Annotated in this window: 28 protein-coding genes; 10 read left to right on the top strand and 18 right to left on the bottom strand. The window is 67.3% G+C overall.

What is annotated here, in order from left to right; genetic code table 11:
* Positions 1 to 58: 58 nt before the first annotated feature.
* From OHA40_RS04770 to OHA40_RS04780, 3 genes are all read right to left on the bottom strand, one after another.
* A complete protein-coding gene (locus OHA40_RS04770; protein ID WP_330231853.1) occupies positions 59 to 511 on the bottom strand; it encodes a universal stress protein in 453 nt (150 codons plus the stop codon).
* Between the two features lie 486 nt (positions 512 to 997).
* Positions 998 to 1,411: a DoxX family protein gene (locus OHA40_RS04775; protein ID WP_330231854.1), complete on the bottom strand. Its 414-nt coding sequence runs from the start codon at positions 1,409 to 1,411 to the stop codon at positions 998 to 1,000.
* Positions 1,412 to 1,439: 28 nt separating this feature from the next.
* Positions 1,440 to 2,285, bottom strand: coding sequence for an AraC family transcriptional regulator (locus OHA40_RS04780; protein WP_330231855.1), 846 nt, complete (start codon positions 2,283 to 2,285; stop codon positions 1,440 to 1,442).
* Positions 2,286 to 2,394: 109 nt separating this feature from the next.
* Here OHA40_RS04780 and OHA40_RS04785 point away from each other — a divergent pair, with 109 nt between their 5' ends.
* On the top strand, positions 2,395 to 2,865 hold the full coding sequence (locus OHA40_RS04785) for a VOC family protein (RefSeq protein ID WP_330231856.1): 471 nt from the start codon (positions 2,395 to 2,397) through the stop codon (positions 2,863 to 2,865).
* Between the two features lie 80 nt (positions 2,866 to 2,945).
* On the opposite strand, the gene uvrB is transcribed toward OHA40_RS04785, so the two are convergent.
* Entirely contained in the window at positions 2,946 to 5,135 is a 2,190-nt protein-coding gene (uvrB, locus tag OHA40_RS04790) for an excinuclease ABC subunit UvrB (protein ID WP_330231857.1), read from the bottom strand.
* Between the two features lie 136 nt (positions 5,136 to 5,271).
* A complete protein-coding gene (locus tag OHA40_RS04795) occupies positions 5,272 to 6,360 on the bottom strand; it encodes a serine hydrolase domain-containing protein (protein ID WP_330231858.1) in 1,089 nt (362 codons plus the stop codon).
* A gap of 229 nt (positions 6,361 to 6,589) precedes the next feature.
* On the opposite strand from OHA40_RS04795, the gene OHA40_RS04800 reads away from it, so the two are divergent.
* From OHA40_RS04800 to OHA40_RS04810, 3 genes are all read left to right on the top strand, one after another.
* Entirely contained in the window at positions 6,590 to 7,339 is a 750-nt protein-coding gene (locus OHA40_RS04800; RefSeq protein WP_330231859.1) for a GbsR/MarR family transcriptional regulator, read from the top strand.
* A 181-nt stretch (positions 7,340 to 7,520) separates the two neighbouring features.
* Complete coding sequence (locus OHA40_RS04805; protein ID WP_330231860.1) at positions 7,521 to 8,162, top strand: DUF402 domain-containing protein; 642 nt, start codon at positions 7,521 to 7,523, stop codon at positions 8,160 to 8,162.
* Positions 8,163 to 8,219: 57 nt separating this feature from the next.
* Complete coding sequence (locus OHA40_RS04810) at positions 8,220 to 8,744, top strand: DUF402 domain-containing protein (protein ID WP_330231861.1); 525 nt, start codon at positions 8,220 to 8,222, stop codon at positions 8,742 to 8,744.
* A 14-nt stretch (positions 8,745 to 8,758) separates the two neighbouring features.
* On the opposite strand, the gene coaE is transcribed toward OHA40_RS04810, so the two are convergent.
* From coaE to OHA40_RS04830, 3 genes are all read right to left on the bottom strand, one after another.
* A complete protein-coding gene (gene coaE, locus OHA40_RS04815) occupies positions 8,759 to 9,961 on the bottom strand; it encodes a dephospho-CoA kinase (protein ID WP_330231862.1) in 1,203 nt (400 codons plus the stop codon).
* Positions 9,962 to 10,618: 657 nt separating this feature from the next.
* Positions 10,619 to 11,542, bottom strand: a complete 924-nt coding sequence (locus OHA40_RS04825) for an SDR family NAD(P)-dependent oxidoreductase (RefSeq protein ID WP_330231864.1) — start codon at positions 11,540 to 11,542, stop codon at positions 10,619 to 10,621.
* Positions 11,543 to 11,603: 61 nt separating this feature from the next.
* Positions 11,604 to 12,275 (bottom strand): TetR/AcrR family transcriptional regulator, encoded by a 672-nt coding sequence (locus OHA40_RS04830; RefSeq protein ID WP_330231865.1) that lies wholly within the window; start codon positions 12,273 to 12,275, stop codon positions 11,604 to 11,606.
* Positions 12,276 to 12,619: 344 nt separating this feature from the next.
* Between OHA40_RS04830 and OHA40_RS04835 the strand changes: the two genes are divergently transcribed.
* Positions 12,620 to 13,042, top strand: coding sequence for a VOC family protein (locus tag OHA40_RS04835; RefSeq protein WP_330231866.1), 423 nt, complete (start codon positions 12,620 to 12,622; stop codon positions 13,040 to 13,042).
* Positions 13,043 to 13,192: 150 nt separating this feature from the next.
* Here the strand turns inward: OHA40_RS04835 and OHA40_RS04840 are convergent, their stop codons facing one another.
* Positions 13,193 to 13,894: a TetR/AcrR family transcriptional regulator gene (locus OHA40_RS04840; protein ID WP_330231867.1), complete on the bottom strand. Its 702-nt coding sequence runs from the start codon at positions 13,892 to 13,894 to the stop codon at positions 13,193 to 13,195.
* Between the two features lie 85 nt (positions 13,895 to 13,979).
* On the opposite strand from OHA40_RS04840, the gene OHA40_RS04845 reads away from it, so the two are divergent.
* A complete protein-coding gene (locus tag OHA40_RS04845) occupies positions 13,980 to 14,657 on the top strand; it encodes an NAD(P)-dependent oxidoreductase (RefSeq protein WP_330231868.1) in 678 nt (225 codons plus the stop codon).
* Positions 14,658 to 14,813: 156 nt separating this feature from the next.
* Positions 14,814 to 15,365, top strand: coding sequence for a hypothetical protein (locus OHA40_RS04850; RefSeq protein ID WP_330231869.1), 552 nt, complete (start codon positions 14,814 to 14,816; stop codon positions 15,363 to 15,365).
* Between the two features lie 59 nt (positions 15,366 to 15,424).
* On the opposite strand, the gene rpsA is transcribed toward OHA40_RS04850, so the two are convergent.
* Positions 15,425 to 16,891 (bottom strand): 30S ribosomal protein S1, encoded by a 1,467-nt coding sequence (gene rpsA, locus OHA40_RS04855; RefSeq protein ID WP_330231870.1) that lies wholly within the window; start codon positions 16,889 to 16,891, stop codon positions 15,425 to 15,427.
* A 240-nt stretch (positions 16,892 to 17,131) separates the two neighbouring features.
* On the opposite strand from rpsA, the gene OHA40_RS04860 reads away from it, so the two are divergent.
* Positions 17,132 to 17,977, top strand: coding sequence for a class I SAM-dependent methyltransferase (locus OHA40_RS04860; protein WP_330231871.1), 846 nt, complete (start codon positions 17,132 to 17,134; stop codon positions 17,975 to 17,977).
* Here the strand turns inward: OHA40_RS04860 and OHA40_RS04865 are convergent.
* From OHA40_RS04865 to OHA40_RS04880, 4 genes are all read right to left on the bottom strand, one after another.
* Positions 17,961 to 18,272, bottom strand: coding sequence for a hypothetical protein (locus OHA40_RS04865; protein ID WP_330231872.1), 312 nt, complete (start codon positions 18,270 to 18,272; stop codon positions 17,961 to 17,963). The two genes, OHA40_RS04860 and OHA40_RS04865, sit on opposite strands and share 17 nt — an antisense overlap.
* 165 nt (positions 18,273 to 18,437) lie before the next feature.
* Positions 18,438 to 18,626, bottom strand: a complete 189-nt coding sequence (locus OHA40_RS04870) for a hypothetical protein (RefSeq protein ID WP_330231873.1) — start codon at positions 18,624 to 18,626, stop codon at positions 18,438 to 18,440.
* A gap of 12 nt (positions 18,627 to 18,638) precedes the next feature.
* Complete coding sequence (locus OHA40_RS04875) at positions 18,639 to 19,523, bottom strand: SPFH domain-containing protein (RefSeq protein ID WP_330231874.1); 885 nt, start codon at positions 19,521 to 19,523, stop codon at positions 18,639 to 18,641.
* Between the two features lie 80 nt (positions 19,524 to 19,603).
* Entirely contained in the window at positions 19,604 to 20,959 is a 1,356-nt protein-coding gene (locus OHA40_RS04880) for an FAD-binding oxidoreductase (protein WP_330231875.1), read from the bottom strand.
* A 71-nt stretch (positions 20,960 to 21,030) separates the two neighbouring features.
* On the opposite strand from OHA40_RS04880, the gene OHA40_RS04885 reads away from it, so the two are divergent.
* Positions 21,031 to 21,930, top strand: coding sequence for a LysR family transcriptional regulator (locus OHA40_RS04885; RefSeq protein WP_330231876.1), 900 nt, complete (start codon positions 21,031 to 21,033; stop codon positions 21,928 to 21,930).
* Between the two features lie 248 nt (positions 21,931 to 22,178).
* Here OHA40_RS04885 and OHA40_RS04890 read toward each other — a convergent pair whose 3' ends face one another.
* From OHA40_RS04890 to OHA40_RS04905, 4 genes are all read right to left on the bottom strand, one after another.
* Positions 22,179 to 22,931 carry an amino acid ABC transporter ATP-binding protein gene (locus OHA40_RS04890; protein WP_330234045.1) on the bottom strand — a complete coding sequence of 251 codons (753 nt, stop codon included), beginning with the start codon at positions 22,929 to 22,931 and terminating at the stop codon, positions 22,179 to 22,181.
* A gap of 50 nt (positions 22,932 to 22,981) precedes the next feature.
* Complete coding sequence (locus OHA40_RS04895; protein WP_330234046.1) at positions 22,982 to 23,926, bottom strand: amino acid ABC transporter permease; 945 nt, start codon at positions 23,924 to 23,926, stop codon at positions 22,982 to 22,984.
* 18 nt (positions 23,927 to 23,944) lie between these two features.
* Positions 23,945 to 24,868: an ABC transporter substrate-binding protein gene (locus OHA40_RS04900; protein WP_442943925.1), complete on the bottom strand. Its 924-nt coding sequence runs from the start codon at positions 24,866 to 24,868 to the stop codon at positions 23,945 to 23,947.
* Between the two features lie 260 nt (positions 24,869 to 25,128).
* A complete protein-coding gene (locus tag OHA40_RS04905; protein ID WP_330231878.1) occupies positions 25,129 to 26,220 on the bottom strand; it encodes an isocitrate/isopropylmalate dehydrogenase family protein in 1,092 nt (363 codons plus the stop codon).
* Between the two features lie 79 nt (positions 26,221 to 26,299).
* Here OHA40_RS04905 and OHA40_RS04910 point away from each other — a divergent pair, with 79 nt between their 5' ends.
* Entirely contained in the window at positions 26,300 to 26,830 is a 531-nt protein-coding gene (locus tag OHA40_RS04910) for a 2'-5' RNA ligase family protein (RefSeq protein WP_330231879.1), read from the top strand.
* The last annotated feature ends 31 nt before the right edge of the window (positions 26,831 to 26,861 follow it).

Below are 26,861 nucleotides of genomic sequence, written 5' to 3' on the forward strand. Positions count from 1 at the left end.
TCGGGTGCCGTCGTAGGTTGACACGGCCCCGAGCGGGCTCGGGCAACGCCGGCCGGATTCAGCGCACGGTGTGCACGATCAGCACGTCCGAACGCGACTTGCGCGCCACGTCGGAGGGGACCGAACCGAGCAGCCGGCCGGTCAGCGTGTTCAGACCACGGTTGCCGACCACGAGCAGGTCGGCCTCGACTTCCTTGACCAGCGACAGCAGCGACTCCACCGGCTCACCGACAACGGCGCGTTCGATGATGTCGGCCGCGCCCGCCGCGATCGCCTTGTCGCGCGCGATGCGCAGGATCTCGTTGGTCGGCGCGGAACCGCGTACCTGGTAGGCCTCCTCCTTGAGGACGTCGGTGGCAGCGGCGAGATCGCGATCGTCGGTCGGGTAGTACGCGCAGGCCACGACGAGCGTCGCGCCGGAGACGCCGGCCAGAGCGCCGGCCTTCTCGACGGCGACGTACGACGAGTCCGAGCCATCGGTACCGACGACAATGGTCCGGTAGGCGGTCATTCTCTCCTCCAACTATGCGGTGGGTCAGGTGCCGCGCGCGGGGCCGTCCCGGCCAGGTCGGGGCGTCGGCGCGGCGATTGGGGTCGACCATAGCGGCAAACAGTGCGGAAATTTCAGAAATCGCAAGACATCACACTCGGGGTGTTCGACCATTCCCGCCACGGAATCGCCAGAGAATGCCGGAATGTCCCGACCAACCAGCGCTGACCCAATTTCGGTGAAGCAAAACTGTGATGTGCCACAACCGAATCGAACGGCATTGCAGCCCTGGGATATTCATCACAGGCCCAGGCCTGTCACACGAGAACGGCCCGCCCGCGGCTGCGTGAATCACGCACCGGGACGGGCCGATCGAGCCATGGCTACCGTACCGCTACGGCCACTGCCGGTAGTTGGCCCAGAATATGCCGAGGATCGCGCCGATGATGTCCATGTCTTCCTCTTCCCGCGGTAAAAAGAACGTGCAATATTAGCGCGCCGACCGGGCTAGAGGTCGAAAAGCGGCCCCGTGATGGTCAATCCGAGTTCGTCGACGTGGGCGAAGAACGCGAACAGCATCAGGGCCGCGCCTGCCAGGGCGAGGTCTTTGTTGAACTGGATCATCTCTTGCTGCTTGGTTTGCGGGTCGGTCTCCTTCCAGAATCCGTGCATCAGGAAGACGGTCGGCAGCAGCATCACCACCAGCAGCAGCGAGCCGAGATCGGCCCAGACACCGAGCAACACACTCAGGCCGCCGAGCGCCAGCAGCACACCCGAGGCGAGCACGGCGTACTTCGGCATGGGGACGCCCCTGCTCTGTGCGTATCCCGCCATCGCCTCGGTCTGGGTGAAATGCCCGAGCGCGGAACTCAGGAACAGCGCCACGAACAGCACTCGCCCGATCAACACCACGACATCCATCTCCGGCTCCTCGTCGGCTGTACAGCAGCTACGTCCTGGTTGGCATGACCTTTGCGGTGACCTCGTCGCGGAAGCGCAGCGAATTTTTGGCATACTCCAGCGGTGCCATACCCACTTCGAGGGTGAATTCACGCGAGAAGTGCGCCTGGTCGAAATAGCCCAACTCCGCCGCCAGCGCGGCGAGATCTTCGGTACGGCCCTTGGCGAGCAGATCGGCCCCGTCCTGCAACCGATAACGCCGCAGCACCCATTTCGGTCCCGCACCGACGTATCGGCGGAACATGCGCTGCAGCGTGCGAGCGGTCACGCCGAAGCGGTCGGTGACCTGGTCGACCCTGGTCAACTCCTGATCGGTGGCCATGGCGTCGACGATGCGCAGCACCAACCGGTAGGTCGGGTCCTCGACCGCCGGCCTGCTCGTGAGGTACTCCTCGACGACGATGCGCCGCCGCTCGTCGGTGGGGGCGTCGAGCACCCGTTCGGTCAAGCCCGCCGCGTCGGGCATCACGTCCGTGATGGACACGGTGCCATCCCGAAACGAGCCGACATCCAGTCCGGTGAACGCGCCGAAACCGCCCGCCCGGAACCGAATACCGAACACCTCCCCCATCCCGCTGAGCTCACGGACGAATTTTGCCGTGTACACACCATTGACGAATCCGCCTGTGCGCGTGGCAGATCGTTCGAAGGTGATGTTCACGCTCGGATACGGCAGTACCTCGGCGCGATACGGTGGTCTGCCGCGCAGATCCCAGCGCACCGCCCAGTACCACTCGATGTGGCGATCCACCGCATTGCTCGGCGGCAAACGAACCAGCGAGCGATGTTTGGCCTGCTCGGCCGGATGCAGAATGCCTTTGGTATCGGTGGGCATCACGGGGTTGCGAGGCTGCTGCGGCTCGGCACCCGGCGATTCGGCGCTACTCGGCACGGTGTCGCTTTCTTACAAGACCCGGGAACCACGACCGACAAAAGTTGTAGTCATGACGAACACAGTGAATCCCATCGCCGACGGCTACCACTCGATCACCTGCTTTCTCGCGGTCGGTGACGGCAACAAAGCCATTGATTTCTATTCCGCCGTCTTCGGGGCCGAGGTGATCGGTCGCAGCGACCTGCCCGACGGTCAGCCCGCGCACGCGGAGCTGAAGATCGGCGACTCCACCCTGCAGCTGGGGATGCCGATGCCGGACAACGGCGTGCTCGCCCCGAACGGCGAGTGGGTGCACACCTCGATCGTGCACTACTGCCCCGATGTCGACGCGGTCGTGCGGCGCGCCGTCGAACACGGCGCCCGCAGCGCCGAGGAACCGCAGACCTTCGTCACCGGCGACCGCTACGGCGTGATCATCGATCCGTTCGGCCACCGCTGGGCGGTGATGACCAAGGTCGAGGATGTCTCGCGCGAGGAGGCCGAGCGACGCGTCAACGAATGGTTGGCCACCCGGGCTTGACCCGCCCGCTGCCTCCGCGGCCGCTCGCCGCGGAGGCGAAGCGTCGAAGTCCCAACTCGACTCCAGGCGTGCGGCGCGACTCAACTCAACCCGGCGGCATCCATGCCGCGCAACTCCTTCTTGAGGTCCGCGATCTCGTCGCGCAACCGGCCGGCGAGCTCGAATTGCAACTCCCTGGCCGCGTTCATCATCTGATCGGTGAGCTGTTTGACGAGATCGGCGAGCTCGGCGCGCGGCATCGACTTGACGTCGCGGCCTTCGTACACACCCGCGCTCACCGCTCGGCCGGGCTCACCCTGCGCGCGCCTGCCGCGGCTGACATTGCGACCGGAGCCGCCGACCTCCACCTCGGTCTCGTCGGCTTCCCGGTACACCTGGTCGAGGATGTCGGCGATCTTCTTGCGCAACGGCTTGGGATCGATGCCCATTTCCTCGTTGTAGGCGACCTGCTTCGCGCGGCGGCGTTCGGTCTCGTCGATGGCGTACCGCATGGAGTCGGTGATCTTGTCCGCGTACATGTGCACTTCGCCGGAGACGTTGCGCGCGGCGCGTCCGATGGTCTGGATCAGCGCGGTGGTGCTGCGCAGGAACCCTTCTTTGTCCGCGTCGAGGATCGCCACCAGCGACACCTCGGGCAGGTCGAGACCCTCGCGCAGCAGGTTGATGCCCACCAGCACGTCGTATTCGCCGAGCCGCAACTGTCGCAGCAACTCGACGCGGCGCAGGGTGTCGATCTCGGAGTGCAGATAGCGCACCCGAACCCCGAGCCCGAGCAGATAGTCGGTGAGGTCCTCGGCCATCTTCTTCGTCAGCGTGGTGACCAGCACCCGCTCGTCGCGCTCGGTGCGTTGCCCGATCTCGTGGATCAGGTCGTCGATCTGCCCCTTGGTCGGCTTCACCACGACCTTGGGATCGACCAAGCCGGTGGGCCGGATGACCTGCTCGACCACCTCGCCGCCGGTCTGCCCGAGCTCGTACGGGCCGGGAGTGGCCGACAGATAGACCGTCTGACCGATCCGGTCGGCGAACTCCTCCCAGGTGAGCGGCCGGTTGTCCACCGCCGATGGCAGGCGGAACCCGTACTCCACCAGGTTGCGCTTGCGGGACATGTCGCCCTCGTACATGCCGCCGATCTGCGGGACGGTGTTGTGCGACTCGTCGATGACGAGCAGGAAATCCTCCGGAAAGTAGTCCAGCAGCGTGGCGGGCGCCGAACCGGCCGCGCGCCCATCGATGTGGCGCGAATAGTTCTCGATGCCGGAGCAGAACCCGACCTGGCGGATCATCTCCAGGTCGTACTGGGTGCGCATGCGCAGGCGCTGCGCCTCGAGCAGTTTGCCCTGGCGCTCCAGTTCGGCCAGCCGCTCCTCGAGCTCGGCCTCGATATCGTGCACCGCGCGCTCCATCCGCTCCGGCCCGGCGACGTAGTGGGTGGCGGGGAAGATCCGCAGCGTGTCGACTTGGCGGACCACGTCGCCGGTGAGCGGGTGCAGGTAGTACAGCGCCTCGATCTCGTCGCCGAAGAATTCGATGCGGACCGCGAGTTCCTCGTAGGACGGAATGATCTCCACGGTGTCGCCGCGCACCCGGAACGAGCCGCGAGTGAACGCCATGTCGTTGCGGGTGTACTGCACGTCGACCAGCAGCCGCAGCAGCGCGTCCCGGTCGATCTCGGTGCCCACTTGCAGCTGCACCGACCGGTCCAGATACGACTGCGGCGTGCCGAGGCCGTAGATGCACGACACCGACGCGACCACCACCACGTCGCGCCGGGACAGCAGGCTGGAGGTCGCCGAATGGCGCAGCCGCTCGACGTCGTCGTTGATCGAGCTGTCCTTCTCGATGTAGGTGTCGGTCTGGGCGATGTACGCCTCGGGTTGGTAGTAGTCGTAGTAGGAGACGAAGTACTCGACGGCGTTGTTCGGCAGCATCTCGCGCAGTTCGTTGGCCAGCTGGGCGGCGAGCGTCTTGTTCGGCGCCATCACCAGCGTCGGCCGCTGCAGCCGCTCGATCAGCCAGGCCGTGGTGGCCGACTTGCCGGTGCCGGTGGCGCCGAGCAGCACCACGTCGCGCTCCCCCGTCGTGATCCTGCGCTCCAACTCCTCGATCGCGGCGGGCTGGTCGCCGGCGGGCTGATGTTCGCTGACAACTTCGAACCGGTTGCCGACGCGCTCGATCTCGCCGACCGGGCGGAACTCCGAGCGCGCGAGCGGCTGCTCGGCAGCCCTGTCCTCGTAGCCCTCCGCCGGAATCTCGGTTGCGAATGCCATGCGCACCAGCCTAAGCCCACCCACCGACAGAGTCCGCGGGCGGCGAATCCGTCGATCCGGTGGCAAGTGAGGGCTTCGACCGCCGGTTGGCCGGTTCACCGCAGTGGATGAACCGGCCGGGGGTGGCGGGCTGTTGCTATTTGTCTGTGAATGCCGCGTTCATCAGCTCGAGGAAGGTCTGGGTGCATGGCATGCCCCAGTCACCGTTGACGCCTTGCGCGACGATCCGGTGGCCGTCGCGTGTCCCGTACAGGTACGACCACGTGCCGTAGATCATGCCGCCGTGTCCGTAGACGGTGGTGCCGTTGGGTAGCGTCACCGACGAGATGCCCAGCCCGTAGCTGTACCCGTCCAGCCAGACACCGTCCGGCACCGGAGTCATGGTCAGCATCTCCTCGAGCTGGGCCGGCGGCAGGATGCGGCCTGCGAGCAATTCGCTCAGGAATCGGCCGAGATCATCCGCGGTGGAGATGATCTCGCCGACGCCGAACGCGTAGGTGGGGCTCATCGCACTGACGTCGTACCTTGGGGCGTCGGTGTCGGGCAGCATCAGCGTCGAATAGTTGTGCAGGTGCGGTCCGCGGAATCCGGTGTCAGCACCGGGGGCGTAGGTGCCGGCGAGTTTCAGTGCCCGCACGATCCGGTATTCGATGGCGTCGGGGTAGGACATGCCGGTGGCGCGTTCCACGATCATGGCCGCGAGCACGAAGTTGGTGTTGGAGTAGTACCAGCCCGCGCCGGGCTCGAAGTAGGCCGGGTGCGTCAGCGCGATTCGTACCAATTCTTCGGGCGTGAATGTGTCGAAGCGGTGCTCGAGCAGCCGCGGGCTCCAGTGCGAGTCCAGTAGTTGTTCGTCCATCGGGTAGCCGAAGATGCCGCTGGTGTGGTCGAGGAGCTGCCGGATCGTGATCTGGTCGCCGTCGTAGCCGTTGCCCTGGACCAGACCGGGCAACCACTTCTCGACAGTGTCCTCGAGACTCAGCTTGTATTCCGCGGCCAGTTGCAGGATCAGGGTGGCGGTGAACATTTTGGTGATGCTGCCGACGCGGAACTGATCCTGCGCTGCCGGGCGGCGGCCAGTGGTGGTGTCGGCGACGCCGGCGGCCAGGAACGTCGTCGAGCGGCCGTCGCGGATTTCGGCGAAGGCACCCGGGTAGTGGTCGGTGGTGACGGCCCGGTCCAGGATGCTCTGAACGGTGGCGGTGTGGTCGGTGGTGATGTTCACTGTCGTGCCTCGCTCTCCCTCGCGGCTTTCGCGATGACTGAAAGCTATGGTGCGTTTATTGGATCGTCAATTGTGAGATGGGCAAGTCTAGCCATATTTAGCAGCTAGATTAGGATAAATTCGTTGCAATGAGTTTGTCGGTGAATGCAAACCAACGATCGGACTTCTTGCAATGAGTGAGTTGATTGGGCAGGCTGCTACGCACCGTCGTGTTGTGAGGAGGTAGCGGATGCCGGGAGGCAGACTGACCCAGCAGGATCGTCGGACGATCGCCGAGGGACTCGCCGCCGATCTGTCCTATTCCGAGATCGCCAAGAGGCTGGACCGGCCGACCTCGACGGTTACCAGAGAGGTGATGCGCAACGGTGGCCCCAACGAGTACCGGCCCGACCGTGCGCAACGCGCGACCGAGCGCCGCGCCCGGCGGCGGCGCACCGCCGCGGCACCGCCCTCGTCCACGATCGCGGCGTCGCGGGGGCGCGATCCGGAATCGGTGCGTCAGTTCATCGAAAACCTGACTGGGCTACTGGCCGCCACGGGTATGCCGCACATGCCGGCGGCCGTGCTGGCGTGCCTGTACACCACCGACTCCGGCGGGTTGGGAAGTGCCGAACTGGTGGCGCGGCTGCGGGTCAGCCCGGCGTCGATCTCCAAAGCTGTCGGCTACCTGGAGGAACAGGAACTTGTTCGCCGGCACCGCGATTCGGGTCGCCGCGATCGGTACGTGATCGATAACGACGTCTGGGTCCGCGCGACCGTCGCCAGTGCCCGCGGCAACGAGATCCTCGCCGACGCCGCGCGCGAAGGCGCCACGATCCTCGGCCCGGCCACCCCAGCCGGCCTGCGCCTGGACGAGATGAGCCGGTTCCTGATCCAGGTCAGCCATGATCTGCTCCGCGCCGCTGATCAGTGGCGTCGCGCCAGCACCGATCAGCGGGCCGGAGCCAGGAGCAACCAGGAAGGGCTCGACGGCGAGTAACCGCGCCGCGATATCGAGCACGGCCCAGCACGCGGCGGCGCTCTCGGCGCAATCGGCTATATGTCCGAAATGTCCGTTACGGCAATAGGTTTCGTACTCGAGAACACCTTATCCGGTACTGCGCGAATGGCACGCACCAGGTGTAGCCTGGCTTGGTTGTTCGAATGTTGAAGGATGAACCATGAGCGGTCTGATTCCATTGCTCGTCGCCGCACCCGCCGTGACCGGCCTCGCCGGGTACGTCGCCAGAGATCTCCGCACGATGGTTCCCGGGATGGCAGGCGCCACCACGCCCGCACCGCCCGCGCCGCCCACTCCGGCTCCGCACCGGCCCAGAGTCGAGTACTTCAATCTCGCCGAACTCACCCACACCGACGCCAAGGGATTCGTCCGGCCGGTCGAGCGGTTCCACGTCGAGCCGTGGGGCCTGTACATGGCGCGCGCGGTCGACGGCCCGGATTCGCACTATTTCGAATCCTGGCTGCTACCGGAACTCTCGATCCGCGCCACGGTCACGCGACGCAACCCGGCACACCACCGGGTCCCTGGTTATCGCCTGGACATCGGCGAGTTCACCCGCATCGGCCCCAAGCGCTGGAAGGCGGTAGACCACTACCTGGACGTCGTCGTGCGCCGCGGCCGCCCCGCCGAACTCCTCGGCGTCGACGAGTTGCTGGCCGCGCACGCCGCCGGGCTCGTCGAGACCGCGCGGGCGCATGGGGCATTCGAGCGCGCCACGTCGGTGCTGGACGGGCTGGCCGCGCACGACCACAGCGTCGAGGACTGGCTCGCCACCCGGGGCATCACGCTCACCTGGATGTAGCCAGCCGGTTACCGCATCCGGCTCGACGCATCCGGGGCGGCGGTAGATTCTTGATGCATGACGCAGGCACCTTTCGTCGACGTGCACCGGCCCAAAGTGGAGTACTTCAACATCGCGGACCTGACCAATACGGACCCGAAAGGCTTCGTGCGCCCGGTCGAGCGATACCACGTCGAGCCATGGGGCCTGTACATGGCGCGCACCTCGGACCATCCGCAGTTCCACTACATCGAGTCATGGCTCCTGCCGAAGCTGTTCCTCCGCGCGACCGTCTTCCACTATCTGCCAACCCATCGGCGCGACCAGGACTACTACCTCGACGTCGGTGAATTCAGCGTGGTCGCGCCGAAGAAGTGGAAGTCCGTCGACCACTACCTCGACATCGTCGTGCGCTCGTCGCGCGAAACCCAACTGCTCGACGTCGACGAATTGTTCGCCGCGCATGCCGCCGGCCTGGTCACCCTCGCCGAAGCCGAGGCCGCCGTGCAGCACGCGACCGCCGCCATCGACGGCATCGCCGCCAACGGCCACACCTTCGAGGGCTGGATGGAGTCCATGGACATCACTCTGTCCTGGCTGTAGGCACCGCCTCGCCGCTACCTGTCCCGCCAGGCCAGGGCTCGGGGATAGGCGGCATCGAACCACGGCTCTTTGACAGCGAGGTAGGCCGACGTCGCCTCCGCTCCGGCCAAACCCGCTGCCTTGGCCGCGCCCTCCCGCTTCACCGCGAGGTACTCCGCGCGGGCGGCGGCGTCGGCGCGCAGCCAGTCCCGCAAGAGCAGTGCGTACTGCTGACCGGGCGAACCCTCGGCCCGCACATGCACGTTGGCCAACCGCCCCGGGTCGGCGTTCTGGTGAAATCGCTTGGTCCACCGGGCGGTATCGATGCCCGCCGGGTCCTGCGGCGTCGGCTTGGGGTTGTCCTGGGTGACCTCGGGCCGAACCGGGAACCCGGCGGCACCGAGCGCGTCCCGGAGGCCGTCGGCCGCGGCCAGGTCGGGCACCGTGATCTGCAGATCGATCACATCCTTGGCGGGCAGCCCCGGCACCGAGGTCGAGCCGATGTGGTCGATCCGGGACGCCGCGGCGCCGCAGGCCACCCACAGCCGGGCGATCAGCCGCTGCGCCTGCGCCGGCCAGTCCGGATCGGGAGGCACGATCCGCACCGCACCGCGTCGTGCGGACGTCCCGGTCCGCAGGTTGCGCTCGAACGGCACCAGCCGCTGCGCCCAGAGCCCGCGCACCTCGGCCTCGACCGCACCGGGCGCGCCGCTGTTGTCGAGCAACACATCGGCAACAGCCCGGCGCTGTTCGTCGGTGGCCTGCGCCGAAATACGCGCCCGCGCATCGGCTTCGGCGACACCGCGAAATTCGACCAGGCGGCGAATGCGCGTTTCGGCGTCGACATCGACGATGAGAACGAGATTCATCAATGGTGCGAGACCATTTTCCACCAGGAGCGGAATATCTTGCACCACAATAGCGTCCCGCGGCGCCGCGGCAATCAATTCCGCGGTGCGCTTTCCGACCAGCGGGTGGGTAATCGAATTCAGTGTCGCGCGTGCGGCGTCGTCACCGAATGCCTTGGCCGCCAATGCGGGCCGATCGAGACTTCCGTCCGCGGCGAGAATATCGGCGCCGAACGCCTCGACCAGCGCCGCGAGACCCTCGGTTCCCGGCGCGACCACCTCCCTGGCGATCAGATCGGAGTCGATGATCACCGCGCCGAGGTCCGCGAGCACCCCAGCCACCGTCGACTTGCCCGCTCCCATGCCTCCGGTGAGGCCGATTCGTAACATTCGACCAGTCTCGCATCCGATCCCGGCTCGGGCCTTCGCCGCCCCGACCCGGCTCCGGACACGGTCGGCGAAGGGACCAGAGGCCGACCGTGCACGTCGAACAGCCCGGCGGCGGCCAATGGGCTCGATTACCCATTGCGGGCCTGCATTCCACCGCGCGTGCGGCCATTTGCCCGTTCCGTGACTGCGCCGAGACCGATTCGCAACAATTCCGGATGTTTCGATTCGGCGGTGACGACTTTCCGACACGCCGAAGGCAATTACTCGCGCAAAATACTCTGGCGGGCAGTTTCGTTCGGCTAATCTTCGCCGTGGCGATCCAGGCCGACACCAGCGAAGCAAAGGAACATCATTGGGCACCAGAATCAACCAGACGGGTCGCCACCGCCTGGGTAGGGCGGGGCGAGTGCACTGCATTCAGATCCCTGCTGTGGCGGCGGCGCTCGCCGCGCACCGTCGCTCTTGGTTCACCGCGTTCATCAATCCCGCGCGGCACAGTTTCGCCGCCACGCGGAAGCGCTCGACCGCACCCGCGGTGCGTTGGGTACCTGCCACAGCAAGCTGAACCCGATGTCGAAGTGGCCCAGCCTCTCGCCAAGGCTGGGCCACTCTGCTGTGCGCGACACACTGCGTCTCGATGACCGACAAGCCAGCGGATTACAACTTTTCAATGATTTCCACGCTGGTTGTCCATAAATCCTCGCCTTTGGCGATGTCGTAGGACTCGGCGGAGGACTTGATCTCCCGCCGACCGGAGAAATATCTCCCCGTCGTCCCGGCCAATTCGGGTGCGAGCACGAGTCGAGCCAGTGCGGCAGCCGAACGGCGGGGGGTATGGACATTGATTCCCGGGACGATCGTCAGCGCGGGAAGTAGATTACGCCAGGCCCAGCCTTGGATTCCACGATAATCCCGGCCGAGCCCGGTGCCGGGCATGAGCCCCGGATCGAATGCGTTCACGGTGACGGCAGGCGGAACCGTCCCGGTGTCGAGATATCGGGCGAATTCATAGGTCGCCAGAACGTTGCAGAGCTTGGACGTGGTGTATCGGCGACGACCGGCAGGCCCGGGGCCGGCCGTGGCGTCGGAGTCGGCCGGATAGGCAAGGTCCCACGCCGTCGTGTAGACCGGCCGGGGCATACCCGTGGGCTTGGTCGGGTCGTGGGTGTCGCTGGCGACGAACACAATTCGTCCCGGCGTGGCCATGGTGGGCAGAAGTTCGCGGACCAGCAGGAAGTGCGCGAGGTGGTTGACGGCGAAAGTCTGCTCGATGCCGTCGGCGGTGCGCACGGTGTCCGAAACGATCTGTGTCCCCGCGTTGCAGACGATCGCGTGCAGCGGCGGCAAACCCAACTCGCCGAACCCGCGGGCGAAGCGACGCACAGCCGACAGCGAAGCCAAATCGAGGGGCAATCCCACGGCCCGGTCACCGAGCCGAGCCGAGGCCGCGTCGACCGCGGCGCCGCCCCTGCCGGTGATGGCGACGACCCGATCCGGGTCGGCGCGGAGAATCGCTTCGGCGGCCCGGAAGCCGAGACTGCCTGTGCCGCCGGTGATCAGGACGGTTTGCTGATCGCTCAACGCCGTGCCTCCCCGGCCGTCGGCTCCATCACGCGCAATGCGCATCGTGTTGCTGCGATCGTCATCGATTCTCCCGCTCAGTGCTGTCTTTTGATTGCCGTGCCCGCACGATCGCCGCGGGCGCCAGCGCCCGCAGTGCGGTGAGGAGGTCGCCGTACATGGCCTGCAAGTCCGCCTCGCCGGGCTCGAGCTGGGTCGCGAAGAAACAGCCGTCGGAGAAGGCGACGGCGAACCGCGCCAGCTCATCGGACGCGCTGCGCGCGACCTCGGCCTCGACCGTGTCCGCCAGCATCGCGGCGATCGCCTCGGCGAAGTAGCCGCGCGCATGCTCGCGCACCCGCCCGACCAACTCGCCCGCCACCCGGTCGGCGCCACCCTCCAGCGCCAGCAGATAGAACAGGCGCAGGAAAACCGGGTGGCCGGTGACCGCCGCCGCGCCGCGGCGCCGGACTTCCGCTGTGCGCTCCTCGACGTCGCCGCTCAGATCGTCCCAGCGCGGAAGCCCGGCGAACCAGCGCGCCGCCCCGCGCTCCATCACGGCGGCCAGCAACCCTTCCTTGCTGCCGAAATGCCAGTACAGCGAGGTGGCCGCGACGCCGACCTCCTTGCAGATCGCCGACACCGAGGTGCCCGCGTAGCCGCGTTCGCTCATCAACCGCTCCGCCGCATCGAGAAATTGCTCCCTCGACGGCGCGGTCCTCGTATCGAGCGCGACATCGATCTTCTTGGCCACGACTCCACTGTAAGGATCGTTACATACAGAGTCAAGCGCGCGCGTCCGGGCCGAATACTGGCGGGCCCAGGGCTGGCTGGTCGGGGATCCGCTGGTGCGGCTTCGTGCGCTTCTTCGGCGAAAGGAACCTCAGGAGTCAAACCACCCGGCCCGCTGCGGCACGCTACGGGCAGCTACCCGACCACGAAACCGCTACCGGAGATATAAGTCGGAACCTCAGCCAGTCGGCGCGCACGCACAAAGTCCTACCAAGAATCACGACAGAAGGCGTCGTGATTCTTTGGGAGCCTTGATTCGGCGGCCATCGGACAGCCCGATCGGTCAGTTCACGAAGGAGAGTTCAAGTGGGTTCTCAGGTCAATCCGTGCATCACGTTCAATGGCAACGCGCGGGAGGCGATGGAGTTCTACCAGCAGGTCTTCGGTGGCGCGCTGGAGGTTGCAACAGTCGCGGACTTCGGCTCACCGGACTCGCCGAGCGCTGACAAGGTCATGCACTCTCGTCTGGACACTTCTGCCGGCTACACGTTGATGGCATGGGACTTTCCGGATGAAAGACCCGGCCACCCGCCCCATCAGCCGGGCAACAACGTTGCGGTCTTCCTCGGTGGCGACGACGGAGAACTCCGCGACTACTTCGAGAAGCTGTCCGTTGGTGGCGCCGTCACGCTGCCTCTTGAAACGCAGGTATGGGGAGACGAGGCAGGCTCGCTCGTGGACCGATTCGGGATCAGCTGGATGTTCAACATCACCGCCCAGCACCACTGATCGACGAGCCGAGTTGCCTGTTGTGAACGATGAGCTGAACGCCAAGCTGGTCCGGATCGGCACCCACCGAGGCGACAAGCCCGCGCCGCAAGGAGAGCATCCAGCGCGAGTTCGCCGACCGTGGGGCCGGCTTCACGCACAAGGCGCTGACTACAACGCGAGCGAGCGGACCAAGTCCAGCATCTCGGCGCGGAAAAGCTTTGCGGGAGCTTGTGATTGCGGGCGAAGATGGCCGTACACTTCGAGCGCGATCAGGCCGTGCATCCGGCCCCACATGCGCAATGCGAGAGCGAGCGCATCCGGCGGCAGCGCGGGGAAGTCGGACCGGACGTGCTCGGCCAGGTCCGCGTCGAAGTCCGACCACGCACATTCAGCGATGGCCTGCCGCTGCGCCGCGTGTGGCCAGGCGGCCGCCGCGAGACCCACCAAGCCGGTGCAGGCGCGCAATTCGGCCGCCGCGGCGGGGCCGCCCGGCGGTGGCTGATACCCCGGCACCGGGTCGCCGTAGATGAGCCGGAATTCGGCGGGCCGCTCGACCGCCCAGTCACGCACCGCTTCTCCCCAGGCCATGATGCGTCCGGCCGGGTCATCGGCGGGTACGACGTCGCGCGCTGCTTCGAGGCGGTCGACGAGGGCGGTGTAGACGTCCGAGATGAGGGTCGAGATCAGGTCGTCGCGGGTGGCGTAGTAGCCGTATACGGCACCCGCCGTCATCCCCATTTCGCGGGCGATGGCACGCAACGAAATCGCGTCGGGTCCCCCCTCGGCCAGCAGGCGCATGGCGATCGTCTTGATATCCACCAGTGTCTGCGCGCGCAGACGCTCCCGGCGACTTTTGACGATCTCGGCCACGGTTGACACTCTACAGCGTTTGGCTACTATCAGCCGTGCCGGTACTGAACGGCGTGTAGTTACTGAACGATGCTTAGGAGTGATCGTGGATATCGGGGTTTTCGGGGCGACCGGCGTCATCGGTTCGCGTGTCGTCAGCGAAGCACTGCAGCGGGGGCACCGGGTCACCGCCTTCACGCGCGACGCCGCGCGGTTCCCCGCCGAACGCGGACAAGAGAAATGGGCTGTGGCCGACTGGCTGAGTGCCGACAGCATCGCGCCCGCCATCGCGGGTCTCGACGTCGTCGTGAGCGCGGTGAACGCGGGGCACGGCATCCCGGACACCATCGCCAACGCACGCGATTTCGTGGTGGGCGCTCAGGCAATGGTCGCGGCGCTGAACCGGCATCCGCGGATACGACTGATCGCGGTGGGCGGCGGCGGCAGCCTGGAAGTCGCCCCCGGCGTGCAGTTGCTCGACACCGGGGATGATTTCACCAGCATCCTCACCGAGGTGCTGGACGTACCGGCGGAGTACGCCGAGGTCGTGCGCGCCCTGCGCGACGCCCTGCATCTCTATCGCCTGTCCAACCGCAATTGGACGTACCTCAGCCCTTCGTCGGGCCGGATCAATCCCGGCGCCCGCACCGGTCGCTTCCGCATCGGAGGCGACCAACTCCTCGTCGGCGACGCGGACATCTCCGCCGAAGACCTTGCCGTCGCCCTGCTCGACGAAGCGGAGCAACCCCGATTCATCCAGCGCCGCTTCACCGTCGGCTACTGAGCGAGGGCGTACCGACCATGCACACCGACTGAGCCTCAGCCCATGTCGCGCTCGCGACACCGATTTCTGTCGGACCCCTCCGGCACAATAGAACGCGTCGGACGTCGATCTGGTTGCCACGCAAAGTAATCCGCAACCCGAGAGATAGGGGGCACTATGCCCGACGTCCATGCTTCGACGCCCGACCGATTCGCCGCGGACCACGAAGAGCTCGTGGCTTTCGCGGTGGAGATCGAGCGGCACCGGTCTCTGCTGCATCATGCGGCGGAGGATTATCGGTGGCGCGTCGCCCAGCGGGTCGAGCACTTCGACCCGTCGGAGCAGGAGCCGTGGCTGCGACAGGCGGAGCAGTTCATCGAGTCGCTGATGATCGACCCGATCAGGCACAGCACGCTGGATCTGGACGCTTACCGGGCCATCCGGGACGGCGTGCCCGTGCGATTCGACGCTGAACGCCGGGCGTACGTCCTGCGCGGTCCGGAGCGGGAGCCACTGGTGATCCGGCCCGGATTGCCGGAGCATCGGCTCGGTGTCATCGCCCGGCTGGCCACGCTCGGGTTGCGGCTCGAGCAAATCCAGGTCGTCGCGCTCACCACAGCCCAGATGGTGGCGCCACACGAAGCGGCACAACCGCCCGCCGAAGCGCCGGAAGTCCGTCGCGGCGGCACCACGAAACCCTCGCGAGGCAAAAACACGGCGTGGCATTAATCGAAAACGACTGTGCCCCAACCGGAATCCGGTTGGGGCACAGTCGTTGACTGATGCGGTCAGGCGTTGCCGGAGAGCTTCTCCCGCAGGGCCGCCAGCTGGGCGTCGCTGGCGAGCGAACCGCCGGCGGGCTCGGCCTGGCTGGCGGAGGCCTGCGCACCGCTCTCCGAGGAGTAGTTCGACGCGCCGCCGCCGTTCGCGGCCTCGGCCGCGGCGTCGGCCGCCATCTTCTCCATCTGCGCGGTGTGCATCTTGTGGCGACGCTCCGCCTCGGCGTAGCGGCCTTCCCACTCCTCGCGCTGCTTCTCGAAGCCGTCGAGCCATTCGTTGGTCTCGGGATCGAAGCCCTCGGGGAAGATGTAGTTGCCCTGCTCGTCGTAGCTGTCGGCCATGCCGTACTTCGACGGGTCGAACTCGGCGTGGTAATCCTCGTTGGCCTGCTTGAGGCTCAGCGAGATCCGGCGCCGCTCCAGATCGATGTCGATGACCTTGACCATCGCGTCGTCGCCGACGGAGACGACCTGGTCCGGGACCTCGACGTGGCGCTCGGCCAGCTCGGAGATGTGCACCAGGCCCTCGATGCCCTCCTCGACGCGGACGAACGCGCCGAACGGAACGAGCTTGGTGACCTTGCCCGGCACGATCTGGCCGATCGCGTGGGTGCGGGCGAACTGCCGCCACGGGTCTTCCTGGGTCGCCTTGAGCGACAGCGAGACGCGCTCGCGGTCCAGATCGACGTCGAGCACCTCGACGGTGACCTCGTTGCCGACCTCGACGACCTCGGACGGGTGGTCGATGTGCTTCCAGGACAGCTCGGAGACGTGCACCAGACCGTCCACGCCGCCCAGGTCGACGAACGCGCCGAAGTTGACGATCGAGGAGACCACACCCTTGCGGACCTGGCCCTTCTGCAGCTGGTGCAGGAACTCGCTGCGGACCTCGGACTGGGTCTGCTCCAGCCAAGCGCGGCGGGACAGCACGACGTTGTTGCGGTTCTTGTCCAGCTCGATGATCTTGGCTTCGATCTCCTTGCCGACATACGGCTGCAGATCGCGCACCCGGCGCATCTCGACGAGCGAGGCGGGCAGGAAGCCGCGCAGGCCGATGTCGAGGATCAGGCCGCCCTTGACGACCTCGATGACGGTGCCCTTGACGGCCTCGTCCTTCTCCTTGAGTTCCTCGATGGTGCCCCACGCACGCTCGTACTGCGCCCGCTTCTTCGACAGGATCAGGCGGCCTTCCTTGTCCTCCTTGGTGAGAACAAGCGCCTCGACCTCATCACCCACGGAAACGACCTCATTGGGGTCGACATCGTGTTTGATGGAGAGCTCGCGAGAGGGGATGACGCCTTCGGTCTTGTAACCGATGTCGAGCAGGACCTCGTCGCGATCGACCTTGACGATGGTTCCTTCGACGATGTCGCCGTCGTTGAAGTACTTGATCGTGGCATCGATGGCGGCGAGGAAATCCTCGGCGGAGCCGATGTCGTTGACGGCTACCTGCGGCGAGGTGACGGTGGTGGGCATATGTCGGTTTGCTCCGGACGGATTGTGGTCGGTTGCGGACATTGGAACTTTCGGTACGCTGCGATCTCACCGCGAGGTGTGAAGACGGACACTAGGAACGTACCGCACGCAACGCGCGTGAAACTCAGCACGGGTTGAACTCCGGTACGGCTGTACGGAAGACACTCGCGCGTTCAGCGTACGCGACCCCGGTCCGGCCGGGCAAACCGGTCGGGCCGCCACGCCGATAGGCTGATCGGCGTGTCGGAAGATCGCCATGCGCAAGCAAACGCACTGCTCGGAACGGCAGGCACAGCCCGGACCCGAATCGGATCGGCGGCCAGCCAGCTGGCCAGCCGACGCTGGTGGGACGCCGACGCCGCCCAGTACCACGAGACGCACGCGGAGTTCCTCGGCGTGGACTCCCCCGGCGGCGAGTTCGTGTGGTGCCCGGAGGGCCTGCACGAGGGCGACATGCGTTTCCTCGGCGACGTCGCGGGCAAGGTGGTCCTGGAGATCGGCTGCGGCTCGGCACCGTGCTCGCGCTGGCTGGCCGGGCAGGGCGCGCGGCCGGTGGGGCTGGACCTGTCTCGCGGGATGCTGGAGCGCGGGCAAGCCGTCATGGCGCGCGGCGGCCAGCGGGTGCCGCTGGTGCAGGCGGACGCCGAGGCCCTTCCGTTCGCCGACGCGTCGTTCGACCTGGCTTGTTCGGCGTTCGGCGCGGTGCCGTTCGTCGCCGACTCGGCGTTGGTGATGCGGGAGGTGGCCCGCGTCCTGCGCCCGGGCGGGCGCTGGGTGTTCTCGGTGAATCATCCGATGCGCTGGGTCTTCCCGGATGATCCCGGTCCGGCGGGCCTGACCGCCACCATCCCTTACTTCGACCGCACCCCCTACGTCGAGGTCGACAGCGAGAACGTCCCCACCTACGTCGAGCACCACCGGACCATCGGCGACCGGGTCCGCGAGATCGTCGCGGCGGGACTGGTCGTGGCGGACATCGTCGAACCGGAATGGCCGGAATGGCTCGACCGCGAATGGGGGCAGTGGAGCCCCTTGCGCGGCGAGCTGTTCCCTGGCACCGCCATTTTCGTCACTTGGAAGCCCTGAGCGACGAGGGGTGATGCTCGTCGACCAGCTCGAGGATGGAGACCTCATGGGACACCAGCGTCCCTTGCACCCGCGGGCTGTCGATGATCTTGCGTAAGTCGTCCCGGAAGGCTTCGGCCGCCGCCGCGGTGTCGAAGTCCAAGTCGATGAGCACCCGGTTCGGGTTGTGCAGGAACCGCTCCACCCGGCAGTTGCGGGCTCCGGCGTCGGCGCGGAACTTTTCGTAACTGTCGAACATGGTCTTCCACGAGTCGTAGTCGCGCACGGTGTCGTCGACATGCACTGTCGTGGTCATCGGACTCCCCTTTCGGTGCGGGCTGCTGGAAAGTTGCTGACAACCAGTCTTCGCGCCGAAGCGGTCGGGCACCAGCCATGATCGCGGGTATTTCGACCTGGACGGAGGGTGTGCGCACCAGACCGGACGACACTCTTCGCCGGATCGCGCGCCGATGCCGCGGCGTCACTCGGCAGTACCGTCCGGCGCCGTTCCGTCATCGCGTTTCGGTTTGCGCCCGGCCTGTTCCAACGCCACGCGCAGCGCGTACTCGATCTGGGCGTTGATACTGCGCAGGTCGTCGGCCGCCCACTTCGCGATGGCGTCGTGGACGGCCGGGTCCAGGCGTAGCAGCAGTTTCTTGCGCTCAGCCATGGGCCGCCCGCCTCAGGAGTAGAGCGAACCGGCGTTGACAACGGGCTGAGCCGGACGATCACCACACAGCACGACGAGCAGATTCGACACCATCGCCGCCTTGCGCTCCTCGTCCAGCTCCACCATGCCCTCCTGGGCGAGTCGCTCCAGCGCGAGGCCGACCATGCCGACCGCGCCCTCGACGATCCGGGTCCGCGCGGCGACCACCTGGGCGGCCTGCTGGCGAACCAGCATCGCCTGGGCGATCTCGGGCGCATAGGCGAGGTGGGTGATCCTGGCCTCCAGCACCTCGATGCCCGCCATCTCGGTGCGCTCGCGCAGTTCGACGGTGAGTTCCTCGGCGACCTCGGCGCCGTCGCGCAGGCTGGTGCGGTCCGCGTCGTGCGCGTCGTACGGGTGCGTGGTGGCCAGGTGGCGCACCGCCGCCTCGGACTGGGTCTCGACGTACTCCTCGTAGTCGTCGACGGCGAAGGCCGCCTTGAAGCTGTCCATCACCCGGTAGACGACCACGGCGGCGATCTCGACCGGGTTGCCGTCGGCGTCGTTGACCTTGAGCTTCTGCGTCTCGAAGTTGCGCACGCGCAGCGAGATGCTCTTGCGGTCGGTCAACGGGAGCACCGAGAAGAAGCCCGGCTCGCTCACCGAGCCGACGTAACGGCCGAAGAACTGGACCACCTTGGCCTCATTCGGGTTCACCACGGTCAGGCCGGTCACGAGCAACAGCAGGACCACGACGATGACCGTCGCGGCCACCGCGCCGCCAACGGCGAGTGCGTTGCCGTGCCTGGCTCCCGCGACGAAACCGAGCGCCGCGGCGCCACCGAACAGCACCGTGAGCACGAACCACCCAACCAGCACCAGAAAGCCGTTGACCCGGAACGCAGAGCGAAACTGCATGACATCCTCCCAATATCAAAGTGATATCACGAAGATAGCATCTCGCCGCCGCGCCGACCAGAGCGCGACGGCGACGACCGTCAGCGTGCGGGCCGGATATTGCGGTTGAAACGGAACAGGTTGCGCGGATCGTGCTCCGCCTTGAGCGCGGCCAGCCGCGCGTAGGTTTCGGGCCGGTAGCCGGCGCGGGTCTGCGCCTCGTCGGCCGCACCGCCCGCGCCGTAGAGGAAGTTGAGGCTGTGCCCCAGCGTCCATGGCGCCAGTGCGGCACGGATCTCCGCCTGGGTCGCGGCGTCTTCGGGTCCGGTGATGATCCGCACGATGTATCCGGCCTCGCGATGGTCCACCGCGATCCCCGTGCCGCTCGGACGTGCCAGCGCGCCGCCGAGATGACGGACGTCGATGACCGCTCCCGCGCCGGACTCCGGGCCCGCGGCGGCCAGCAGCGCGGAGGCCGCCTCTTCGGTGAACGCACCGAGCAGCGCGTTGGTGGCGGCGTAGGCGTGCGGATGGTCGGGGTCGCTGTGGATGGTGTGCGACTCGGTGTAGGGCATCGCGCGCAAGTCGTCTTCGAGCCGGTCGCCGACCGCGCGCAGCGGGGCGACCGAGCGCTCGCCCTCCTCGGCCGAGCCGGTGAAGGCGATCCGGATGGACGCGACGTACCGCCCGCGCAGCGGTGCGTGCACCTGCGGGATATCCGGGAAGGCGAGCATGGTGACCGTCGAGGTCAGCGCGTCCGGCACGGTCGCGGTCCACTGCCGCCACGCGTCCAGCGCTCGTTCGACCAGCGGCGTGTCGAACACCAGCTGCCCGCCGTACACCGTCGTGACCGGAACCAGATCGACGTCCAGCGCCGTGACGACACCGAAGTTGCCTCCGCTGCCGAGCACGGCGCCGAACAGCTCGTCGCCGGGCGTCAGCGCCCGCACCCGGCCTTCGGCGGTGACCAGTTCGATCGCCCGCACGTACTCGGCGGCGTAGCCGAACCGCCGCGCGAGCAGCCCTACCCCGCCGCCGAGCAGATAGCCCACCACGCCGACCGAAGGCGATGAACCGTTCAGGGGCGCCAGCCCGTGCTCGGCCGCGGCTTGGACCAGCGCGCCCGCGCGCACCCCCGCGCCGATGTGCGCCGTCCGGCTCGCCGGATCGATCCGGATGCCGGTCATCCGGCGCGTGCTGATCAGCACTCCCCCGTCAGCCGCGACCGACAGCCCATGCCCGGTCGCCTGCACGGCGATCGGAAGATCGTGGCGCGCGGCGTATTCCACGGCGGCACGCACGTCCTCGGCGTGTACCGCGCCGACAATCAGCGCGGGCCGGTGCGTGTAGGCGGTCTGGAAACCCGCGATTTCCGCCTCGTAGCCGGGGTCACCCGGACGGAAGACCGGGCCGGTGAAAGCGTCGATGTCGATGGCCTGCGTGGCGTTGTTTCCCATGCCTTCGACGCTGCTCTACCGGTGATAAGAAGTAAAACAGATAGTTCTTCTAGATACTAGAATCAGTAGTTATGGAATTGCGGCAGCTTCGCTACTTTGTCACGGTCGCGCAGGAGGCGAGCTTCACCCGGGCGGCGGCGAGGCTGCATCTGGCCCAGCCCGGGCTGAGCGCGCAGATCCGGCAGCTGGAACGTGAACTCGGTCAGCCGCTGCTCGACCGCGGCGGACGCACCGTGACGTTGACCGAGGTCGGCGCGGCCGTGTTGCGGCAGGCGGAGGCGGCGCTGACGGCCGCCGAGCGGATCACCGAGACGGTGGACGAGTTCACCGGCCTGCTGCGCGGTCAGGTCCGGATCGGCCTCATCTCGGGCGCTGCGGTCGAGGAATTCGATGTCGCCGCCGTGCTCGCCGATTTTCACGACGACCATCCGCAGATCGGCATCAGCCTCACCGAAGACACCTCCGAGCGGATGCTCGCCGCCCTCGGCAGGGGCGAACTGGACATCGCGCTGATCGGGCTGACCGGCGCGGAACTGGATCCCGGGTTCGGCATCGATGTGGTGCTGGATACGGCGGTGGTGGCCGCGGTCCCGGCGGCGGACGCCGACTTCGACGCCGAGATTCCGCTGGCCGCGCTGTGCGCTCACCCGCTGATCTGCCTGCCACCCGGCACGGGGCTCCGCGGCGTGTTTCAACGCGCTTGCGCCGCAGCGGGATTCGAGCCCGACATCGCCTACGAGGCCGCCGCACCCGCGCTACTGCTGCGCCTGGCCGCGCGCGGCCTCGGCGTCGCGGTGGTGCCCGCGCTCACCACCCAGGAGGCCGCGGCCTTCGGAGTGCGGACCGTGCGCATCGTCGAGCCCGAGCTGCGCGGTCGGCTCGCGCTGGCCTGGCGCATCGACCGTCCCGCCGGTCCGGCGGCCAAAGTGCTCCTCGGCCAACTGCGAATCGCCATGCGCTCCGACACGTAAGTCGGCGAGCCAACTGCTCGCCGAACTCGAGCCGACGCCAGGTCTCGATCCCCGGTCTCGGCCCGGTCACCGAACTCGAGTGAGCCGACGGCATCGAGCCGATAGCCGACCGCACACGGCGCGGCGGGGTGCGGTCGCGATGGTCGACGCGGCCGCCGAGACAACCGGCGGCGCTGAACGGTTCGTCGCCCACGGTCGGCGTGGCTGCTCTCCGCCTCGGCGCCGGGTCGGGCCGCGTGGCGCTCGATTCAGAGCAGCCGCGAAAGGAACGCCTTGGTGCGCTCATGCCGCGGGTTCGCCAGCAGCTCGCGCGGCGGCCCGGCCTCCACGACCACGCCGCCGTCCATGAACACCAATTGGTCGGCGACCTCCCGCGCGAACCCCATCTCGTGCGTGACCACGACCATCGTCATGCCCGACTCCGCGAGTTCCCGCATCACGGTGAGCACCTCACCGACCAGCTCCGGGTCCAGCGCGGACGTGGGTTCGTCGAACAGCATGAGCTTCGGGTCCATCGCCAGCGCCCGCGCGATGGCCACACGCTGCTGCTGGCCACCGGACAGCTGCGCCGGATAGGCGTTCGCCTTCTCGGCCAAGCCGACCCGGGCCAGCAGTTCCCGCGCTCTGGTCACCGCCTGCGCCTTGCGGATCTTCTTGACCTGCGTGGGCGCCTCGATGACGTTCTCCAGCGCGGTCCGGTGCGGGAACAGGTTGAAGTGCTGGAACACCATGCCGATCTCGCGGCGCTGCGCGGCCGCCTCGCGCGGGTGCAGCTCGTAGAGCCTGCCGTTCTTCTCCTGGTAGCCGACGAGTTCGCCGTCGACGTACAGCCGGCCCGCGTTCACCTGCTCGAGGTGATTGACGCAGCGCAAGAAGGTCGACTTGCCGGAGCCGGAAGGCCCGATCACACAGAGCACTTCGCCGCGGCCCACCTCGAGCGAGACGCCCTTGAGCACCTGCAACGCACCGAAGTGCTTGCACACCCGATCCGCGACGATCATCGGCGACCGCCGATCGCCGCCCGGGGTGTCGGTCTTTCCGAGATCTGTACTCATTTCGCCTTCACCACCGCTTGGGCGTCGGCGAGTTCCTGCAGCTGCTTGGCGGTCAGCTGGCGGGAGACGCCGCGCGAGTAATAGCGCTCCAGATAGTACTGCCCGACCATCAGCACGCTGGTGATCGCCAGATACCAGGTGGCGGTGACCAGCAGCAGCGGAATCGGCTGGAAGTTCACACCGTAGATATCCCGTGCCCGGCCGTAGAGGTCGGTGCTCAGCGGGATCGCGGTGACCAGCGAGGTGGTTTTCAGCATGCCGATGAGCTCGTTGCCGGTCGGCGGAATGATCACCCGCATGGCCTGCGGCAGCACCGTCCTGCGCATGGTCTGGCTCCAGGACATTCCGAGCGCGACGGACGCTTCGCGCTGCCCTTCACCGACGGAGTTGATGCCCGCCCGGACGATCTCGGCCATATAGGCGGCTTCGTTGAGGCCGAGGCCGATCACGGCGAAGGTGAACGCCGCCTGTAGGCCCTGCACGTCGAGCTGGAAGAACTGCGGTCCGAACGGAACGCCGAGGTGGATCTGGCGATACAGCGAGGGGAACAGCCCCCAGAACACCAACTGCACGAACACCGGAGTGCCGCGGAAGATCCACAGGTACACCCACGCCGAGGCCCGCAGCACCGGGTTCGGCGAGAGGCGCATCACGGCCAGCACGGTGCCGAGCACGACCGCGATGGCCATCGCGAGCACGGTCAATTCCAGTGTGACGAGGGCACCGGCGGTGATCCGGCTGTCGAACAGATACTTCCCGTAGGTATCCCAGCGATACGCCGGGTTCGTCGCGGCGCCGTAGACGAACAGAGCCACCAAAGCCAGAATGATCGCCGCCGCTATCCAGCGACCGGGCCTGCGCAGCGGAACCGCTTTGATCGGCTCCGGCTCCCGCGTTGAATCCGCCCGGTCGGGCCCGGGTTCGCCGGGCGCCGACCGGATGTCGTTGTCGGCCACCGATCAGCTCACGGCGCCGTTGATCACGGACTTGGTGATGGCGCCTTCCTGGACACCCCAGTTCTTCGTGATCTCGGCGTACTTACCACTGTCGATGAGGTGCTGGACGGCCTTCTGCAGCACCGCGGCCAGCGGCGCGCCCTTGGCCACCGCCCAGCCGTAGGGCGCGGAATCGAACACCGGGCCCGCGTTCTCGATCTTGCCGTCGCTCTGCTTGATCGCGTACGCCGTCACCGGGGAGTCGGCCGACATGGCGTCGACCTGACCGAGCACCAGCGCGTTGGTCGCGGCGCTCTGCTCATCGAACGGCTTGATATCGATGGCGGGCTTGCCCTCGGCAACGCACTTGGCGCTCTTGGCGGGCACCTCGTCGGTGTGCTCCACGGTGGTCGCCTGCACGGCGACCTTCTTGCCACAGGCGTTGTCCGGGTCGACCGGCTTGCCCTTCTGCTGGGCCCACTGGATACCCGCGTTGAAGTAGGTGGTGAAGTCGACCTGCTGCTCGCGTTCCTTGGAGTCGGTGATCGAGGACATGCCCACGTCGTAGGTGCCTGCCTGAATCGCGGGGATGATCTTCTCGAAGGCCGACTCGACGTATTCGGCCTTGACGCCGAGCACGGCGGCGACCGCCTCCATCAGGTCCACGTCGAACCCGACGATCCGGCCGCCGGCGTCCTTGTACTCGTTGGGCTGGTAGGGAATGTTCACGCCGACGACGATCTTGCCGGACTGCTCGACCTTGTCCGGCAGTTGTGCGGCGATCTCGTCGACCTTGTCCACCTGCACTTTGGGCACCGAGGGTCCGGACTCCTCGGTGTTCGTGGTACAGCCCGTCAGCACCAGTGCGCCCGCGGCGAGCACACCCAGTGCGGCCCGCAGGGCGCGCCCGCCGAGAAACAATCGATCAGACACAGCAGCCCTCCACATTTCGGATATACGCAACCCGGGCGACATCACCCGTTTGGCAATCTAAGCGACCGGGACGGTTCGTGTTGGGCAGATAGCGCAGCGACACGAAGTCGTTGCGAAGTTCCCTGCCGCCGACGTGCCGGTACGTTGCCGGGACACCCTAGCCCCTCGCTGCATGACCTGCGGCTTTGGGGTCGGCGCACGGTCCACCATGCTGTTCGTCCGTGACACGCTCGGGCGTGGCGCGCTACCCCTCCCGGCGCCGCGATTCTCGGACGCTACCTGCGGTGCACCCTCGCGCACACCTGCTCGGTGAATTCGCTGGTCGAAGCCATTCCGCCGATGTCGGAGGTGGCGATGCCCGCCTCCAACGTCGCGGCGACGGCTCGCTCGATCCGCGCGCCCGCCTGCGCCAATGGCGTCTCCGCGTCCCGAGCCGCCAGCCACCGCAACAACATCGCCGACGACATCTGCAACGCCGCCGGGTTCGCGCGATTGTGCCCGGCCAGCGCGGGCGCGGCGCCGTGCACGGCCTGCGCCATGGCCTTGGTCGCCGAGCAGTTCAACGATGCGGCCAATCCGAGCGAGCCGCTCAGCTCCCCGGCCAGGTCGGACAGGATGTCGCCGAACAGGTTCTCGGTCACCAGCACGTCGTAGTCGGCGGCGGCGCGCACCAAGTGCGCGGCGGCCGCGTCGACATGTTCGTCGTCGACATCGACGCCAGGATAGGCGTGGGCCACCGCATAGCAGACGTCACGGAACAGGCCCATGGTCAGCGGCAGCACGTTGGCTTTGTGCACGATGGTCACCCGCTTGCGCCGCGTCGCGGCCAGCCGGAACGCCTGATGCGCGATCCGCTCGCAGGCGGCGCGGGTCACCAGACCGACCGACATCGCGATGTCCGGCGTCGGCGCGAACTCGCCCGTCCCCGCGAACATGTTGCGGTCGGCGTAGAAGCCCTCGCTGTTCTCCCGGACGATCACCAGATCGATGTCGGGCGCCGCGGCGCGCACACCGGCGAACGCCCGCGCGGGGCGGATGTTGGCGTAGAGGCCGAACCGCTTGCGGATGGCGCCGCCCGGGGCGACCGCGACGCGATGTTCGGCGGGATAGGACACGTTGTCGTGGGGACCGAGGATCCAGCCGTCCACACCGTCGAGCGCGTCGAGCGTCTGCTCCGGCAGCGGCGTACCGAACTCGGCGATGGCGCGATGTCCCATCGCCAGCGGCACCCAGTCGACCCGCGCGGCGCCCGCCGCCGACAGCGCCTCGTCGACCACCTGCCTGGCGGCGCGCACCACCTCGGGACCGATGCCGTCGCCGTCGATCAGGCCGAGCCGCAGCGCTCGGGGCTTGCTCGCATCGTTCACCGGAACATCCTCTCGCCGCCGCGCCCGGGCGGCTGAACCGGCCCGCGAACACACCGGAGGCAGTTACCTTCGGGAGACCATGGTGCAGTCGGTCGAACTACTTCTCGATGACGCCGCCGACGCGGAGATTCGTCAGCAGTGGCGGCTGCTGGCCGAGGCCGGCGTGTCGAGCCTTGCCGTGCGCACCGACGAGTCCAACCGCCCGCACATCACCGCGGCGGTGGCCAGACAGGTCTGGCCGCGCATCGAGCAGGCGTTGGACGAGCAGGCATTCTCGCCAATCTCGGTGCGGCTGGGCGGGTTGGTGGTCTTCGGTGCGCGCCGTCCCATCCTGGTGCGGCTGGTCGTGCCGTCGGAGCCGCTGCTCGCGCTGCACCGGCGGATCTTCCACACCATCTCACCCTGCCCCGGCATTCCGGCCAACCTGCATCCGGACGCCTGGACACCGCACATCACGCTGGCCAGGCGCGTGCCGCCGCATCAGCTGGGCGAGGCGATCCACGCCGTCGCGCGGGATCGGGATTTTCCGGCGACCGTGCTGGGTATCCGTCGATGGGATGGTGATCAGCGGCGCGAGTGGCCGGTCGGCCGGATCCGCCGTGGAAGATAACCGAGTCGGCCCGCGTTATAGCTGGCACACC

Origin of the sequence: Nocardia sp. NBC_00508, from assembly GCF_036346875.1 — a bacterium.
Classification (GTDB): domain Bacteria; phylum Actinomycetota; class Actinomycetes; order Mycobacteriales; family Mycobacteriaceae; genus Nocardia.